At 61.1% G+C, this 15,406-nt stretch carries 14 protein-coding genes; 3 read left to right on the top strand and 11 right to left on the bottom strand.

From position 1 onward, the window contains the following. Positions 1 to 132: 132 nt before the first annotated feature. Positions 133 to 1,152 (bottom strand): putative 2-aminoethylphosphonate ABC transporter substrate-binding protein, encoded by a 1,020-nt coding sequence (locus ACTG1P_RS03790; protein WP_421315776.1) that lies wholly within the window; start codon positions 1,150 to 1,152, stop codon positions 133 to 135. A gap of 120 nt (positions 1,153 to 1,272) precedes the next feature. Then, positions 1,273 to 1,980 (bottom strand): phosphonate utilization transcriptional regulator PhnR, encoded by a 708-nt coding sequence (gene phnR, locus ACTG1P_RS03785; protein WP_005352498.1) that lies wholly within the window; start codon positions 1,978 to 1,980, stop codon positions 1,273 to 1,275. A 253-nt stretch (positions 1,981 to 2,233) separates the two neighbouring features. Here phnR and phnW point away from each other — a divergent pair, with 253 nt between their 5' ends. From phnW to phnX, 3 genes are read left to right on the top strand one after another with little or no spacing between them, the layout of a single operon-like run. Then, complete coding sequence (gene phnW / locus ACTG1P_RS03780) at positions 2,234 to 3,376, top strand: 2-aminoethylphosphonate--pyruvate transaminase (protein WP_440000521.1); 1,143 nt, start codon at positions 2,234 to 2,236, stop codon at positions 3,374 to 3,376. Next, a complete protein-coding gene (locus ACTG1P_RS03775; RefSeq protein WP_440000520.1) occupies positions 3,373 to 4,812 on the top strand; it encodes an aspartate aminotransferase family protein in 1,440 nt (479 codons plus the stop codon). The genes phnW and ACTG1P_RS03775 overlap by 4 nt, the downstream gene beginning before the upstream one ends. After that, positions 4,805 to 5,644, top strand: a complete 840-nt coding sequence (phnX, locus tag ACTG1P_RS03770) for a phosphonoacetaldehyde hydrolase (protein ID WP_440000519.1) — start codon at positions 4,805 to 4,807, stop codon at positions 5,642 to 5,644. The genes ACTG1P_RS03775 and phnX overlap by 8 nt, the downstream gene beginning before the upstream one ends. A gap of 98 nt (positions 5,645 to 5,742) precedes the next feature. Here the strand turns inward: phnX and ACTG1P_RS03765 are convergent, their stop codons facing one another. The 9 genes from ACTG1P_RS03765 to nrfA form a co-directional block, all read right to left on the bottom strand. Further along, complete coding sequence (locus ACTG1P_RS03765) at positions 5,743 to 6,195, bottom strand: NUDIX hydrolase (RefSeq protein WP_440000518.1); 453 nt, start codon at positions 6,193 to 6,195, stop codon at positions 5,743 to 5,745. Between the two features lie 54 nt (positions 6,196 to 6,249). Beyond that, the gene (locus tag ACTG1P_RS03760; RefSeq protein ID WP_440000517.1) at positions 6,250 to 6,879 is read right to left on the bottom strand and encodes a DUF2268 domain-containing putative Zn-dependent protease; all 630 of its coding nucleotides are present in this window, start codon (positions 6,877 to 6,879) and stop codon (positions 6,250 to 6,252) included. A gap of 91 nt (positions 6,880 to 6,970) precedes the next feature. Then, positions 6,971 to 8,176, bottom strand: a complete 1,206-nt coding sequence (nrfF, locus tag ACTG1P_RS03755) for a heme lyase NrfEFG subunit NrfF (RefSeq protein WP_440000516.1) — start codon at positions 8,174 to 8,176, stop codon at positions 6,971 to 6,973. Further along, the gene (locus ACTG1P_RS03750) at positions 8,173 to 8,787 is read right to left on the bottom strand and encodes a DsbE family thiol:disulfide interchange protein (protein ID WP_440000515.1); all 615 of its coding nucleotides are present in this window, start codon (positions 8,785 to 8,787) and stop codon (positions 8,173 to 8,175) included. The genes nrfF and ACTG1P_RS03750 overlap by 4 nt, the downstream gene beginning before the upstream one ends. Then, positions 8,784 to 10,751, bottom strand: a complete 1,968-nt coding sequence (gene nrfE, locus ACTG1P_RS03745; RefSeq protein ID WP_440000514.1) for a heme lyase NrfEFG subunit NrfE — start codon at positions 10,749 to 10,751, stop codon at positions 8,784 to 8,786. The genes ACTG1P_RS03750 and nrfE overlap by 4 nt, the downstream gene beginning before the upstream one ends. 172 nt (positions 10,752 to 10,923) lie before the next feature. Next, positions 10,924 to 11,877 (bottom strand): cytochrome c nitrite reductase subunit NrfD, encoded by a 954-nt coding sequence (nrfD, locus tag ACTG1P_RS03740; protein ID WP_440000513.1) that lies wholly within the window; start codon positions 11,875 to 11,877, stop codon positions 10,924 to 10,926. A gap of 87 nt (positions 11,878 to 11,964) precedes the next feature. Beyond that, positions 11,965 to 12,657, bottom strand: a complete 693-nt coding sequence (nrfC, locus tag ACTG1P_RS03735; protein WP_440000512.1) for a cytochrome c nitrite reductase Fe-S protein — start codon at positions 12,655 to 12,657, stop codon at positions 11,965 to 11,967. Then, the gene (gene nrfB, locus ACTG1P_RS03730) at positions 12,654 to 13,253 is read right to left on the bottom strand and encodes a cytochrome c nitrite reductase pentaheme subunit (RefSeq protein WP_440000511.1); all 600 of its coding nucleotides are present in this window, start codon (positions 13,251 to 13,253) and stop codon (positions 12,654 to 12,656) included. The genes nrfC and nrfB overlap by 4 nt, the downstream gene beginning before the upstream one ends. Positions 13,254 to 13,306: 53 nt before the next feature. Next, positions 13,307 to 14,743 (bottom strand): ammonia-forming nitrite reductase cytochrome c552 subunit, encoded by a 1,437-nt coding sequence (nrfA, locus tag ACTG1P_RS03725; RefSeq protein ID WP_440000510.1) that lies wholly within the window; start codon positions 14,741 to 14,743, stop codon positions 13,307 to 13,309. Positions 14,744 to 15,406 lie beyond the last annotated feature (663 nt).

Here is a 15,406-nt window from a genome sequence, read left to right as displayed (position 1 = left end):
GCGTCGCTAATTGAAGGCAATACAAACTCGGGAAGTTAAAACCAAAAAGCGAAGGCCAACAGCTGTTGGCCTTCGACTGGCAGTTTATTGGCTGCGGTGTGTCTGGCGTGAACAAACCGCCGCCCTTCACGCTTACTGTTTGGCTTCGGTCTTGCCGTCGAAGCTGGCGCTCCACTGGGCCAAGATGGCGTTACGCTCGCGGGCTGCCCAGCTAAAGTCGTTGTCGATCATCTGGCCTTTGATATCCGCCGGATAGCCCGCTCTCGGTTGGGCTACATCGGGGATGGCGACCACGGCGAACGACTTGTTGTAGAGGGCGTTGGCCTGTTCGGTGGCGGCAAAGTCGAGCAGCTGTTTGGCGGCTTCCAGCTTGGGGGTGCCCTTGATGATGGCGGCAGCTTCCATATCCCAGCCCGACCCCTCTTTCGGGAACACCACCTCGATGGGGGCACCCTTGGCTTTGAGGCTGGTAGCCGGGAAGTCGAAGGAGATACCGATCACCGTTTCACCGCTGGCGGCCAGCTTGCAGGGGGCTGAGCCCGAGTGGGTGTAACGGTCGATGTTCTGGTGCAGGCCGTTCATGAATTGCCAGCCCTGCTTCTCACCCATGGTCTGCAGCCAGCCAGCGACGCTCAGGTAACCGGTGCCGGAGGAGCTGGGGTTGGGCATGATCACCTTGCCCTTGTAGATGGGTTTGGTGAGGTCGGCCCAGCTGGTGGGGGCCGGGATCCCCTGTTTCTCCGCCTCTACTTTGTTGAAGCAGATGGCGCTGAAGAAGGCGTCCAGACCGATCCAGTGCGGCTCAGCCTTGCTGTCGCGAAAGCGGCTGTCGAGCTTATCCAGCCCTTTCGGTGCATAGGCATTGAGCATCTGCTGCTGATCGAGCTGCATCAGGCTGGTGGCGGCCAGTCCCCATACCACATCCGCTTTGGGCTGGGCTTTTTCTGCCAGCAAGCGGGCAGTGACTACGCCGGTGGAGTCACGCACCCACTTGATGTTGATATCCGGATGCTGGCGCTCGAACGCGGTTTTCAGCTCGCTGAGCTGCTCCGGTTCGAAGGCGGTATAGACGGTGAGATCGGTTGCGGCCAGTGCCGGGGCGGTCATGGCAGCCAGCACGGCGGCGGCCAGCAGATGGGTTCCCTGTTTCATCCTCTTCTCCAGTTAAATTGGTTTGGTATAAACCAGATTGGTCGAGAGAGAGGCTAGGGGATCTTTATGACGTGACCGTGACAGCCCCGTGACGTTTTGCCGTTCCTGATTTATCCGTGACTAATCCTGGGTATCCACCTCGATCTCCAGGCTGTCGTGGCGCCAGTACTCCAGATCGAAGTCGAGCACCCGTCCGTGCTGATCGAAGTTGAGCCGCTCGAGGCGCAGGGCGGGTAGGCCGGCGGTGGCTCCCAGCGCCTTGGCCACTTCGTCCGGCAGGGCTGTCGGGAAGAAGCGCACCTGCATGCGGGCGTAGTGAAGATCGTAATGGGCCTGGTAGATCTCGGTCAGACTGCCGTTGAGATCCAGTGCCAGCAGGCCGGGCACCCGCTCAGGCAGGCAGTGGTTCTCGCAGTAGCAGATGGCACGCCCGTTGGCGTAGCGCAGCCGTTTTAGCAGAAACAGGCTGTCGAACGGCTTGAGCTGCAGTTGCGCCATCAACGCGGGCGGTACCGCCTGGCGGCTTTTCTCCAGCAGCTCGGTGTGCGGTTCTCCCCCTTGCTCCCGCACTATCTGGTGAAAGTTGGAGGTGCGTCTGGGGTTCAAGCGAAAGCGCGGCGGGGTGACGAACCAGCCGCGGCGATCCTCCCGATAGATAAGGCCGTTCGCCTCCAGCTGCACCAGTGCCTCGCGGATGGTGACCCTTGTGGTGCCATAGAGTTCCCCCAGCAGTCGCTCGGAGGGGAGCTTGTCGTTGGGGGCCAGACCCCCCGCCAGGATCTGGTTGGCGAGGGCATCCTTGATCTGCAGGTATTGCGGTTTGCTCATGAAAATCCCTGGTTTTGCAATAAGTTGGGCAATGGGCTGGGCACAGGGCAGGTCATCTGCCCGGTCGTTACACGGCAACATCAATATGCGTTGGTAGATACCAGAATCGCCCCTGTTGTTCAGGCTTCCTAGATTATCGCGATCCCGGCGCTGAAAATGAATTTTTTGTTGCACGTAGCGCCACCCCTTTGACCTTGGCGGGGCAGTTACCCACAATGCGCTCATTCTGGTATATACCAAAAGGAGCAAAGTCATGACCCATATTCCTGCGGCCCCTGCCGCCGTCGATTACCTGCTGCTGACCCCGGGCCCCCTCTCGACCACCGCGACTGTGCGTGCCGCCATGCTGCAAGACAGCTGCACCTGGGATGCGGACTACAACCAGGGCGTGGTGGAGCCCATCCGCCGCGAGCTGGTGCGCCTCGCCACCGGCCCGGAATATCAAAGTGACTACAGCGCCGTGCTGCTGCAGGGGAGTGGCAGCTATGTGGTGGAGAGTGTGCTGGGCTCGGCGATCGGCGTCGATGAGTGTCTGCTGATCATCAACAACGGCGCCTACGGTGCCCGCATGGGGGAGATGGCCCGCTGTCTTGGCCTGCGCCACCATGAGCTCGACTGCGGTGAGACCACCCGCCCGGAACCCGCCGCCATCGAGGCGATGCTGGCGCGCCACCCCGAGATCACCCATCTGGCCATGGTGCACTGCGAGACCACCACCGGCATGCTCAACCCCCTTGAGGAGGTGGCTGCGCTCTGCCAGCGCCGCGGCATTCGCCTGATCGTCGATGCCATGAGCAGCTTTGGCGGTATCCCCATCGACATGGGTCGCCTTGGCATCGAGTTTCTCATCAGCTCGGCCAACAAGTGCATTCAGGGGGTGCCGGGTTTTGGCTTTGTCATCGCTCGCCGCGTCGCGTTGGCGGCCTGCGCCGGGCGCGCCCGCTCGGTCTCCCTCGACCTGCATGCCCAGTGGCAGACCATGGATCTGCAGGGGGGCAAGTGGCGCTTTACCTCGCCCACCCATACCGTGCTTGCCTTTGCCCAGGCCCTGCGCGAGCTGGACGAAGAGGGGGGCATTGAAGCCCGCCATCAGCGCTACCGCGAGAATCAGCGCACGCTGGTAGATGGCATGTCTGCCCTCGGCTTTGCGCCGCTGCTGCCAGAAAAATGGCAATCTCCCATCATCACCGCCTTCTACTCTCCGGCCCACCCTGACTACCGCTTCGCCGACTTCTACCAGCGGCTCAAGGCGCAGGGTTTTGTTATCTATCCAGGCAAGGTCTCCCAGGCCGATTGCTTCCGTATCGGCAATATCGGCGACGTGACCCCGGATCGGGTGCGCAGCTTGCTCGCCGCCATGGCCAGCGCCTGCTACTGGCAAGGGGACGCGCGATGACCAGCATGCTGGCTCAGGGTCGTGATCTGCGTGGCCGCGATTTGCATGACCATAAGCTGCACGGCAGCGGCCGCGCCGACAGCGAAGGGGATATCAACCTCGGCGAGGGGCGGGCGCGCTGGTGGGCGGGTCAGAGCGAAGATGTACAGGCCGGATTGGCGGAGGATAGCCGCTACTTTCTCCATCAGGCGCTCTCCACCCCCTGTCTGGATCTGCTTGAGGGGGCGCAGGGGAGTTGGCTGACCAGCGTATCGGGCAAGCGTTACCTCGATTTTCACGGCAACAGCGTCCATCAGCTGGGCCACGGTCATCCTAACGTGGTGGCTGCGGTGCAGCAGCAACTCGCCGATCTGCCGTTCGCGCCCCGCCGCTACACCCATCAGGTTGCCATCGACTGCGCCCGAACTCTGGCCGAGCTGGCCCCCGGCGATCTTAACCGGGTGCTGTTCGCCCCCGGTGGCAGCGAGGTGGTGGGGATTGCCCTGAAGCTCGCCCGCTTCATTACCGGCAACAGCAAGGTGGTGTCCCTTTGGGATGCTTTTCACGGCGCCTCTCTCGATGCCATCTCGGTTGGCGGCGAGGCCTGTTTTCGCGCCGGCATGGGCCCGCTGATGGCGGGGGTAGAGCGCATCCCGCCGCCCACCCGCTATCGCGGCGTCTGGTATCGCGGGGAGGGGGATGATGTGCACTATGCCGATTATCTGGAGTACGTCATCGAGAAGGAGGGGGGGATCGGCGCTTTTATCGCCGAGCCGATCCGCAATACCGATGTGCAGGTGCCCTCGAAGGCCTACTGGCAGCGGGTGCGGGAGATCTGCGATCGCCACAAGGTGTTGCTGATCGTCGACGAGATCCCCAATGCCCTGGGCCGCACCGGCCACTGGTTCAGCTTCGAGGAGTTCGGCATCGAGCCTGACATCATTTGTCTGGGCAAGGGGTTGGGGGGCGGTGTGGTGCCGTTTGCCGCGCTCATCACCCGCGACCGTTTCAATCAGGCGGCAGCTATTTCGCTCGGTCACTACACCCACGAGAAGAGCCCCATTGGCTGCGCGGCGGCTCTCGCCACTATAGAGACAATCCGCGAAGAGGGGTTGCTTGCAAAAGCGCAGGAGGATGGCCGCTTTATGGCGCGCGAGCTCGCTGCGCTTGCCGAGCGTCACCCGCTGATCGGGCAGATACGTGGTATCGGTTTGCTCTGGGCGCTCGATCTGGTGGTCGATCACCAGAGTCGCACCCGCAATAGCCAGGCCGCCGAGCGGCTGCTCTACCGCTGTCTGGAACTGGGGCTCAGCTTCAAGGTCTCCCAGGGCAATGTCATCCAGCTCTCGCCACCGCTCAATATCACCCGTGCCGATCTGGTGCGCGCCATCACCATTCTCGATCGCGCCCTCGGCGAGATCGCACTTTCACCGAAACAGGAACATCACCATGACTGACTTGCAGATTGCTGTAGACCCGACCACCGATGTAGAGGCGCTGATCCTCGACTGGGCCGGTACCGTCGTCGATTTTGGCTCCTTCGCCCCCACCTCCATCTTCGTAGAGGCCTTCGCCCGCTCCTATGACTTTCCCGTGACCCTGGACGAAGCACGCCAGCCCATGGGCCTTGGCAAGTGGGATCATATCGCAGCGCTGGGCCGTCAGCCCTCGGTGGATGCGCGCTGGCAGGCCCGCTTTGGCCACCCCATGAGCCATGCCGAGGTGGACCACATTTATCACACCTTTATGCCGCTGCAGATTGCCGCCGTGACCCGCTTTGCCACCCCCATCCCCGGTGTGCTGCCGGTGCTGGACGCTCTGCGGGTGCAGGGGATGAAAATCGGCTCCTGCTCCGGTTATCCCCGTCCTGTGATGGAGGCGCTGGTACCTGCTGCGGCCGATCACGGCTACCGCCCGGATCACTGGGTCGCCACCGACGATCTCAAGGCTGGTGGTCGCCCCGGCCCCTGGATGGCGCTGGCCAATGTGATTGAGCTGGGCGTGAGTGCGGTGCATCGCTGCATCAAGGTGGATGACGCCGTGCCGGGTATCAGCGAAGGGTTGAACGCGGGCATGTGGACGGTGGGATTGTCGGTTTCCGGCAACGAGTTTGGCGCTACCTGGGAAGAGTTTGCCGCCATGAGCGAGGCGGAGATCGCCGCCCGGCGCGCACCGGCCGAGGCCAAACTGCGGGCGGCGGGGGCGCACTATGTGATAGATACCCTTGCCGACATCGCCCCGGTTATCGCCGATATCAACCGCCGTCTGGCCGCTGGCGAGCGGCCGTAGGCCATCTGTGTGGTCTAATGAAAGAGCTCCACTGGCTTTAGATACAACACGCCCCCATTTGGGGGCGTGTTGCATTTACAGGGGGAAGTTGTGCGCGGTCAGCGGATATCGATCCGCATCAGGGGAGAGGGGGCGTTGTCGACAAAATGGTGCCAGAGATGGTCGTAGAGCGCCTTCTGGCCGGAGAAACTCACCAGTGCCTTGGCCTCGGCCAAGGAACACCAGCGATATGCGGTGTGCTCGTCGTTGAGGGTCACCACCTGATTGGGTGGGCAATAGACCACAAAGACCGGCACCACCTCGATCGTATTCAAGGCGGCATCGTAGAACTGCTCCAGATACTGGCCGTTGTAGAGTTCGGTGACCCTGATACCCGTCTCTTCGCCAAACTCCCGAATAATGGTCTGCCAGCCAGTTTCACCCGCCTCCACCGTGCCCGCCACATGGCACCAGAAACCGCCCTTTACGCGTTTCATCACCAACAGCTTTGTTTCGCCATCGACAGTGGTAAGGGCAACGCCGGAGACGGCCTTGCAGCGAATGGGGATCATGAACTTCTCTCCGGATTTGGGCTCTGTGATAGCCACGAACAGTGTGAAGGCGTGTTAATTGAAATACGCCTCGGCGGGTAGGCCCATGACCTCTATTTCATTCAGGCCATTTTTGGCCATATAGTTGGCCACCAGATTGAACCCCACCCAGTAACCGGCATATTTGGGAAATGGCCGGTTATCACGACAGTAGAAAAAGTCTAAATAGTTGAACTGCTTGCTGGATAGATGGGGTGTCATCTCTGCCAGGAGCGATTGCCAGTCATGATGATGAGACTCCTTGAACAGCGAGGGGAGTGTGCCACCATTGAACCTCTGCTCAAAGTAGCAGGCCAGCCCTTCAAAAATCAGGTTTTCGGCCAGTGTTTCTGCTTCCACCTTATTCTTCTTTTGCACGATATGGTGGACTTCGTGGGCCAGCACGGCAGGCAATTCGGTGATGATCACCTCTTTGATGTCGGGCCGTTCCAGATCAAGCTGGAGTTCTATTCGATACATGTTGATGGCCCAGCCACCGATACCCGAATCGGGAGCATCCCCCTCGGCAAAAGGGCTGAAGGTGACATCCAGTTGGGAGAGATCGAACAAGGCATTCAATTTGTTGGCCGTCTCGGCAAAGACATGCGTAATGGTGTCATCGAGTCCATCGAATTTGCCCGAGTCGTTTAACAGGGTGAGTTGCATCCAGACATCCTTGTCTATTGAAAGAGAGTGCTGAGCCACTTGCGTGGTCGCGGCGCCATATCACCACGATTACCCTCCTTCAATCAAGGGGTTACCCGCCCATTATGCTTGCCGTCTGGATCGCCTCAATCAGCGCGGCCCGGTTGATGCGAGGGCGCTCGCCATCGAGCAGTTGCTGCCACAGCGCAATGGCCTGGCTGTAGCGACCATGCAGGAAGTGATCGGAGGCGAGCAGCATCAGGGCGCTCACTTCCCCCGCGTCCTGCTTGAGGGCGCTCTCCAGCAGGCGGGTTGCCTCGGGAGTCAGCTGCTGGCCCGCCTGATAGTAGAGCACAGTGGCTTGCGCGGCTTGAGTCGCCGCGCTGGCGCCCCCCTCCAGCAGCGCGAGACGCTGGTAGGCGAGCAGGGCGTTGTCATATTCGCCCCGATAGAGATAGAGCTGGCCCAGAGCCGCCCAGCTGTCGAGATCGGCAGGATTGCGCTGAAGTTTCTGATGCAGACTCCCCAGCTCCTTGTCCTGCAGATCCCGCGGGCTCAACCCCGCCAGCGGATCGGGACGGGATGCATAATCCTGCCACGCCTGATAGCGGCCGCTGCTCAGATACACAGCGGCAACAGCCGCGATGGCCAAGAGGCCAAGCAGCAACAAGGCCCGCCCGTGCCGATGATTGCGACCGCGATTGTCATGCTGGTTGGCCAGTTGCGCGCGCAGGGCCAGCTCAGCCGCCGGGATGGCGCTGGCCAGGCGGGTGGCGCTCAGCTCACTGTAGAGTGGTTGGTCGGGGGAGAGGCCTGCCTGCTCCCCGTGCATGATCAGCAAATTCAATTCGCTGCGCGGATCGGCGGCGGGTTGAGGGGGGGCCTCATCGATGGCCTTAACGGCAGGGATGGGTTGCGCCTTTGTGCGTGTCAGGCGGCGAAACAGGGTCAACAGTGCCAGCCCCAACAGCAGCAGGGGGCCGCCCCACAGCAGCGCCGTGCTGGCCTTGAAGGGGGGATCGTAGCGGACGAAATCACCGAAGCGCTCCGTCATGCGGGCGATCACCTGTTCATCAGACTGCCCCTCGTCTACCCAGCGGTAGACCTCGAGCCGCAGATCCCGCGCGATGGGGGAGTTGGACTCCACCAGATTCTGGTTCTGGCACTGGGGGCAGCGCAGGGCGCGGGCCACTTCCTGAGCGCGGGTCTGCAGCTCGGGGTGGCGAAACTGATAGGTGTCGACCCCGCTGGAATATGCAGTTGCACTCAGCAGCATGCCGAGGGCCAGCAGGGCGCAGGCAAGAGAACGGCGCATCATGGCTGTGTCTCCCGAGCCGATGTTGCGATAGACGGCGCAATAGATGGCGCAATTGCGGGTGCCGTTGTGGAGGCCTTCATTTGCGCGTCCGTTCGCGCTTTGTCGAGCAAGGGGGCAAACTGACGTTGCCAGATCCCTTTGGTGAGCTCGCCGGTGTGGCGGGTCATCAGGGCGCCATCGGCGTCAAACAGATAGGTTTCCGGCGTGCCGTAGACACCGAGTTCAAGGGCCAGTTTGCCGTCAGGGTCGGCCAGTACCGCGCGATAGGGGTTGCCCGCCTGGATAAGCCAGGCGCGGGCCGCATCCCTCTTGTCCCGGTAGTTGAGACCGTAGAGGGGTACTGTGCCTGCGAGCTCGCTGAGCAGCGGATGCTCGGCGCGGCAGTTGGCGCACCAGCTGGCCCAGACGTTGAGCACAAAGGGCTCCCCCTTGAGGCTGGCGGTCTGGATCTGACTCTCACCCAGCAGATTGTCGCTTTGCCACACAGGCAGGGTACGCCCGAGCGTTGCCTCATCCAGGCTGTAGGGGTTGTTGCCAAGGCCGAGCCAGAGCAGGGCGCCGAGGCCCAAGGTCAGCAGCAGTGGAACAAAGAGGCGAAGGCGGGATCTCATAACGCCTCCTGTTCGAGCCGGGGACGGGAGGTGCCAACCTTAACGTAACGGGAGGCAAGCAAGGGGCGACGTGCGAGCAGACGCAGGGTGCCGCCCGCCATCATCAACAGGCCGCCGAACCAGATCCAGCGCACCAGCGGCTTGTAGTGCAGCCGCATGGCATAGGCATCTGGTCCCATCTTCTCACCCAGCACCACGTAGAGATCGCCGAGCATTCCCCACGCGATGCCCGGCTCGTTCATGTTCATGGTGCGCACGCTGTAGTGGCGCCGCTCAGGCGTCAGCTGTGCCACCTCTTTATCGTTCTTGTGCACGCTAAGCGTGATCCGCTCGGCGGTATAGTTGGGGCCGATCACCGGCTCGCGCCCCTCATAGCGAAACTCGAAGGCGCCGAGCTGGTAGGGCTGGTTGACACCGAGCACAGTGCCCCTCTCCTGACTGTGGTGACTCACCTGCGCGATGCCTAGGGCACACACCGCCACCCCGAGATGGGCCAGCAGGCTGCCAAGCCGATTGAGGGTGAGCTCGCGCAGCGACGTCGGTTGCAAGAGCGGGAGCAGCAGGCTGGCTATCAGCCAGAGGCTCACCATATTGGCGAGGATGCCAATCCAGCTACCGGAAACCGATCCCTGTTCCAGATAGGCAAGACTAATGAGCCCGCCGCCAAGCAGGCCAAACAGCGGCGGCAACAGGGAGTTGAGTCGGGAATGTGCCGCAAGCTCCTGCCAGCGCAGGCGCGGCAGCTGGGTCATCAGCCCCATCAGGCAGAGGGCCAGCGGCACGAAGATGTTATTGAAATAGGGAGCGCCCACCGAGAGCGAACCCAGATGGAGCGACTGGAACACCATGGGGTAGAAGGTGCCGAGCAGCACGCTGGCGCAGGCCACGCAAAGCAGCAGGATGGCGGCGCCGAGCAGCCCCTCTTTTGACAGCAAACCAAAGCGGGCATAGGGGGCGCGAATGTCTGCGCGGAGGGCAAACAGGGTGAGGGCGCTGGTCAATAGCAAGCCGAGCAACAACAAGAGGGTGAGGCCACGGCTGGGGTCCACCGCAAAGGCGTGCACCGAGGTGAGCACCCCTGAGCGCACCACGAAGGTACCGAGCAGGCTCAGCGAAAAGGTAAAGATGGAGAGCAGCAGCACGGCGTGACCGTAAGCGCCGCGCTTCTCGCAGACAATCAGGGCGTGCAGCAGGGCAGTGCCCAGCAACCAGGGCAAAAGGGAGGCGTTCTCTACCGGATCCCAGAACCACCAGCCACCCCAGCCGAGCTCGTAGTAGGCCCACCAGGAGCCCAGCACGATGCCAGCGGTGAGAAACACCCAGGAGCCGAGCGCCCAGGGGCGGCTCCAGTGGGCTACTGCGCCATCGAGCCGACCCGAGTGCAGCGCAGCCATGGCGAAGGCGAAGTTGACCGCAAAGCCGACGTAACCGAGATAGAGCAGGGGCGGGTGGATGATAAGGCCGATATCCTGCAGCATGGGGTTGAGATCGCGCCCCTCCAGCGGCCCCGGAAACTGGCGGTCAAACGGGCTGGAGAAGATCAGGGTATAGAGGCCGAACAGCCCGACGATCAGCCCCATTATGGCCAATACCCGGGTGCGGATCAGCGGATCGACCCACTTGGAGCACAGGGCCACCAGCGCGCCCCACAGCCCCAGCGCAAAGACGAAAAAGAGCATGGAGCCTTCATGGCCGCCCCACACCGCAGCCAGCTTGAAGCCAAGGGGCAGGGCGCTGTTGGCGTGTTGGGCCACATAGCTGACGGTGAAATCATCCCGGGCAAAGCAGCTGGCGAGCAGCAGCAGGGCTGCCCCCTGCAGGGCGGCATTGAGCAGCGCCAGCGGCTTGGCGCTGCGCAGCAGAGTCGGGGAGGCGAGCCGTAATCCCAACCAGGGCAAGGTGCCCTGCAACAGGGCGAGCCCGGTCGCCAGCAACAGTGAGAGATAGCCGAGCTCCGCCAGCACACAACCTCCGGTTCAATCTTTGATGTCATTCATGTCATGACACACACGCCGCGTCGTCTTCCTTTGCGGAGAACATTGCCAAGCAACGGGTGTGGCATCACCAGAAATTTATTGGGCCAGCAACAAACCAGCGCCAGTCACCCGAAGGTGGTTGGCGCCGGTGAGTATACCGTTACACGACCGTCATCTGGCCGGCATAGAGCACGAAGTAACGCAGCAGCAGGATCCCCACCAGGGTCAGGCTGCAGACAAGCACCAGATAGCCGTTTCTGGCCCGCAGGGGCGCAGGGGTCAGCAGGGCCAGTAGCTGGGGTAGCAGCATGCCGATCCCCACCACCCCGAGCCAGAACACCTGAGCCCAGAAGCCGCTGCCGATGGCGGCCCACATGGCCATCTCTTTCTGGCCGCCACCGAAGTAGAGGCCGGTAAAGAAGCAGACCAGCAGCAACACCTCGACCGCCAGCACCGGCCGCTCGAAGCGATGCACGAAGCTCACCCCCTGGCTGTGATGGTTCTCCTTGAACAGAGTCACCGCCAGCAAGATGGTGGAGGCGATACCGGAGCTGATGCCCGAGACCAGAAACAGTACCGGCAGTACCGGGTTGTTCAGGAGCGGATAGGTCTTGAGCGCCGAGAGCAGAAAGCCGGTGTAGGCCCCCAGCAGCACGGCGAGCAGCAACAACAGCGGCGCCAGCAGCCGCTCGATGCGGGCGAGCCAGCCAATCAGCCCATCCACAAATGCGAGCTTCTCTTTCAGCAACCGGCCTCGCATTGCCTCGATATCGGCCCGAAACACCACCGCCAGCCAGGCGAACAGCATCGCCATATAGAGCTGAAACAGCATGACCCCCATCGACATCACGGAGTCGAACTGGTAGTGGAACATCAGCTTCCAGAAGGTCCAGGGGCGGGCCAGGTGGAAGATGAGGATCAGTAACCCCAGTACCACGCTCACCGGCGCCAGAATAGCGGTCGCCTTGATGATGCCGCTCTCGCTGCCGGCTCCCTTGCGGCGCAGCAGCACCGAGAGGGTGGTGGCCCCGGCGGAGATGCCGAGCAGAAAGAGATAGATGGCGATTGGCCAGTCCCAGACCAGTGAAGGGAAGTGAAATGCGTCATGCAACATGAGCCATTCCTCCTTCTGTGACTGCGGTAGATGGCGATCGGACAAATCCCCAGACAAGGGAAGGGAAGTGAAATGCCGCTTTCATGGTCATGACTTTATCTCCCCTTTGGGCACGCGGTACATCTTGGGCGAGGTGCCGAGTGCCTGCTTGTAGCGATAGGTGGTCTCCTTCACCAGCCGTTGGGCAATGGGGCTGTCCTGATCATCCAGATTACCGAACACCAGCGCCTTGGTGGGGCAGGATTCCACGCAGGCCGGCTCCTTGCCCGCCGCCAGGTTGGTCTTGCGGCAAAAGTCGCACTTGTCGGCCACCTTGGTCACAGGGTTGATAAAGCGCACCTGATAGGGGCAGGCGGCCAGACAGTACATGCAGCCGACGCAGAGATCCGGGTTGACGTCGACGATGCCATCCTCCTTGCGGATATGGGAGGCACCGGTCGGGCAGACGTGTACGCAGGGGGCGTTGTCGCAGTGCTGGCAGGACTTGCGAAAGAAGCGGTACTCGGCGTCGGGAAATTCACCGATGGGACCTGAGCGGATGATCTCGAGGCGCGAGACCCCTTCCGGCACCTTGTTGACCTCCCGGCAGGCGTCCATGCAGGCGGTGCAGCCGATGCAGGCCGTCTCATCGTGGATCATGCCATAGCGGATCCCGTCAATGGTCTGGCTGTGGGCGAGGGGGGTGGCAAGGGAGCGGGTGTTGGCACGAGCAGTCCCCGTCATCATGATAAGGGCCCCTGCGCCCATGCCCGCCATAAAGTCACGGCGAGAGCAGCTCATGATGCCTCCTTGCCGGTAGCCGGTTTGGACTGCTCCTGCCGGGCCTTGCTGGCCTCATGCTGCTTGCTATGGCAGTCGACGCAGAGCTTGATGCGGGACTTCTCCGGGATCGCCACCATCGGCTCCTTGACCGGATGTAACTGGTGGCAGCTGGTGCAGGTGAGCTTGGTAGCGTGCACGTCGTGGGCCCAGAGCGCCTCGCGCAGCGGTTTGGGCTCGTGGCAGCTCATGCAGACTCCATTCTGCTCGCTGATAGGATAAAGCTTGATGCTCTCTTTATCCTTCAGGCTGTGGCTGAAGCGCATCACATCCTTGATCCCTTCCCGGTGCTGGGGGGAGGGCTGACCGTGGCAGTTGGTGCAGGTCACCGGTTTGAGGTTGTTGGGATTGGTCGCCTGACCATGCTTGCCGTGCATCCCTTCGCTCTGCTCCTTGTGACAGTCGGTGCAGGCCTTGTCGGGATTGCGTAAAAATTCCACCTCATGTGTAGCTGGAACAGGGGCTGCAACCAGCTCGGCCGCCTGACCCTGCAGGCTGGTGAACAGCATGGCTGCCATCAGCATCAGTCGTAAAAAATCCATCGTTAAATCACCCATAGGAAGCCTCCATCCGCTGCGGGTCCGACTTGGCGCCGGACCCGCAGGCGCCGTTACTGTGCCAGTCGTCCGGCCGCTTTGGCCTCGGCATCCCAGGCGGGGACCGTGGTCTTGAGGAACTGGGCCTTGTCGCTGTTGAACTGCTTCATATCCATGCCAAGGGCCGCTTGCGCTTTCTCCTTGGTGGAGATGTCGGGGATGGCGATTTCGTGGCTGATCCCCTTGCTGGCCAACAGACGCGCCAGCTTGGTACGGGCGTCAGCGGCTTTATCCAGCGCGCCACCAAGTACCTTGAGGGCCACTTCGGGGGCGTGCATCTGCACCCCGTGGGAGGCGATGGCGTAGTCCCAGCGCCACTGGGCGTGACGGATGTCCTGCAGGATATCCTTCATCTGCGCCTCGGTGGCGCCGGCATCCCAGGCCGCCTTGGCTTCAAAGTGGGCGTGTACCAGCTGCTTTTCGACCTTCAGCTTGGTTTCGATCACAGCCTCTTTGCGCTGCTTGACGATCCCTTGCAGTATCTCCTTGCTCTGGGTGTGGCAGTTGCGGCAGGTCTGGTCGAAGCGATCGAATGGGTTCCCCACCTTATGATCGGTGTAGACCTTGCCCTGCTCGTTCTGCACCTTGGGCATGTGGCAATCGACACAGGCGACGTTGTTCTGGCCGTGAATGCCGGCGCGCCAGGTTTCGTACTCGGGGTGCTGGGCTTTCAGCATGGGGGTTTTGGAGAGGGCATGAGTCCAGTCGGCAAAGCCGATTTCATCGTAATAGGCCTCCATCTGCTCAACTGTGGTGCCCTTGTCCCAAGGGAATTTGACCGCCTTGGTGGGGCCGCTGAAGTAGTACTCCACGTGGCACTGGCCGCACACCTGGGACTGCTGATCAAAGCGCCCCTGCTCCTTGAACGGCTTGCCGATGGCGGTCATGGCCCGATCGGCATAGGGACGGGAGAGGTGCAGGGCAGGTTTGCCCGCCTTGAACTCCTTCGAGGCGGTGTCGTGGCAGTCGGCGCAGCCGATGGTGTTGACTACTTCCGGCCCGCCTTTTGCCCACATCCCCTTGAAGTAGCCATCCTCGCCTTTTTCGTCGATAACGCGGGCCACGTCCGGGCCTTTGCAGCTCCAGCAGGCCATTGGCAGGGGGCCATCTTCGGCGGTCTTGGGGGCGCCGGTGCGCAGGGTTTCGCGCACGTCGGTCAGCGCATAGAAGTGACCGCGCGGCTTGTTGTAATCCTTGGAGAAGGGGTAGCCGGCCCAGAGCACCACCATCTGCGGATCTTCCGCCAGGGCGTCGGTGCGCTCCTTGCTCTCGCTGGTGCCTTTCCAGCTGGTGAACTGATCGGCGTGATCCTTGGCGAACAGCTCGCTGCGCGCCTCGATCTTGCCCTTGGTGATTGCTTCATCAGCCTGTGCCCAGCCGCTGGCGCCAAGCCAGCTGGTCAGCAGCAGGGCTGCGAGCCCCAGTTTGGTATGCCTGTGTTGTGAACCCACGTTTATCACTCCCAGATAAATGTTCCGATCTGCCCGATTCCATCTTGTTGCGTGGATTTCATCCCCTTGTGGCAGGGTGGGCAGAGGTCTGATTGACGGTGAATAAAACCGCGCAATACCTGATTGCTCGAGGTCTACCCTAACAAATAGGTAAATTTAATGATGATTTATCGTCGAGAGAGTTGTGCCAGATCAATTGGGGCGCAGGATTGATCGTTGAAATGAGATCTGGATTAAATTTTATGGAAACTCAATTCCTTGTTAACAGCTGAATATCTTATGGCGGATATTTGATAGATGCCGTCACGCACGTTTCATTTTTCTGCTTATGCAACTTGCCAGCGCTATGGTTTAGAACGTCTGTAATTAGCTATGCATTTAACTGGTTGTATATGCAAAATTGCAGTGTTGCGGTATGGGCTTTTGGTCTAGGGATTATGGTTCGTTCACCGAGGTTAGAGGCTGATTTCTCGCCAAGTGATAGAAATGGGAACATATAGACTGATAGGCCTATTAATAAAAGTGATGTGATTGGGGTCATCCAAATCTCATTTCATTTAAAAAGGCCTGTTAGATGCACAATCTTGTAAGTTATGGCCATTTTATTGCAACCATTGTCGAAAATAGCGAAAAGACCCATACAGTCTGGTGCGGTATGATTAT

Origin of the sequence: Aeromonas sp. 11P (assembly GCF_051920165.1) — a bacterium.
GTDB classification, from domain to species: Bacteria; Pseudomonadota; Gammaproteobacteria; order Enterobacterales; family Aeromonadaceae; genus Aeromonas; species Aeromonas veronii.
This window is presented reverse-complemented; position numbering and strand designations above follow the sequence as displayed.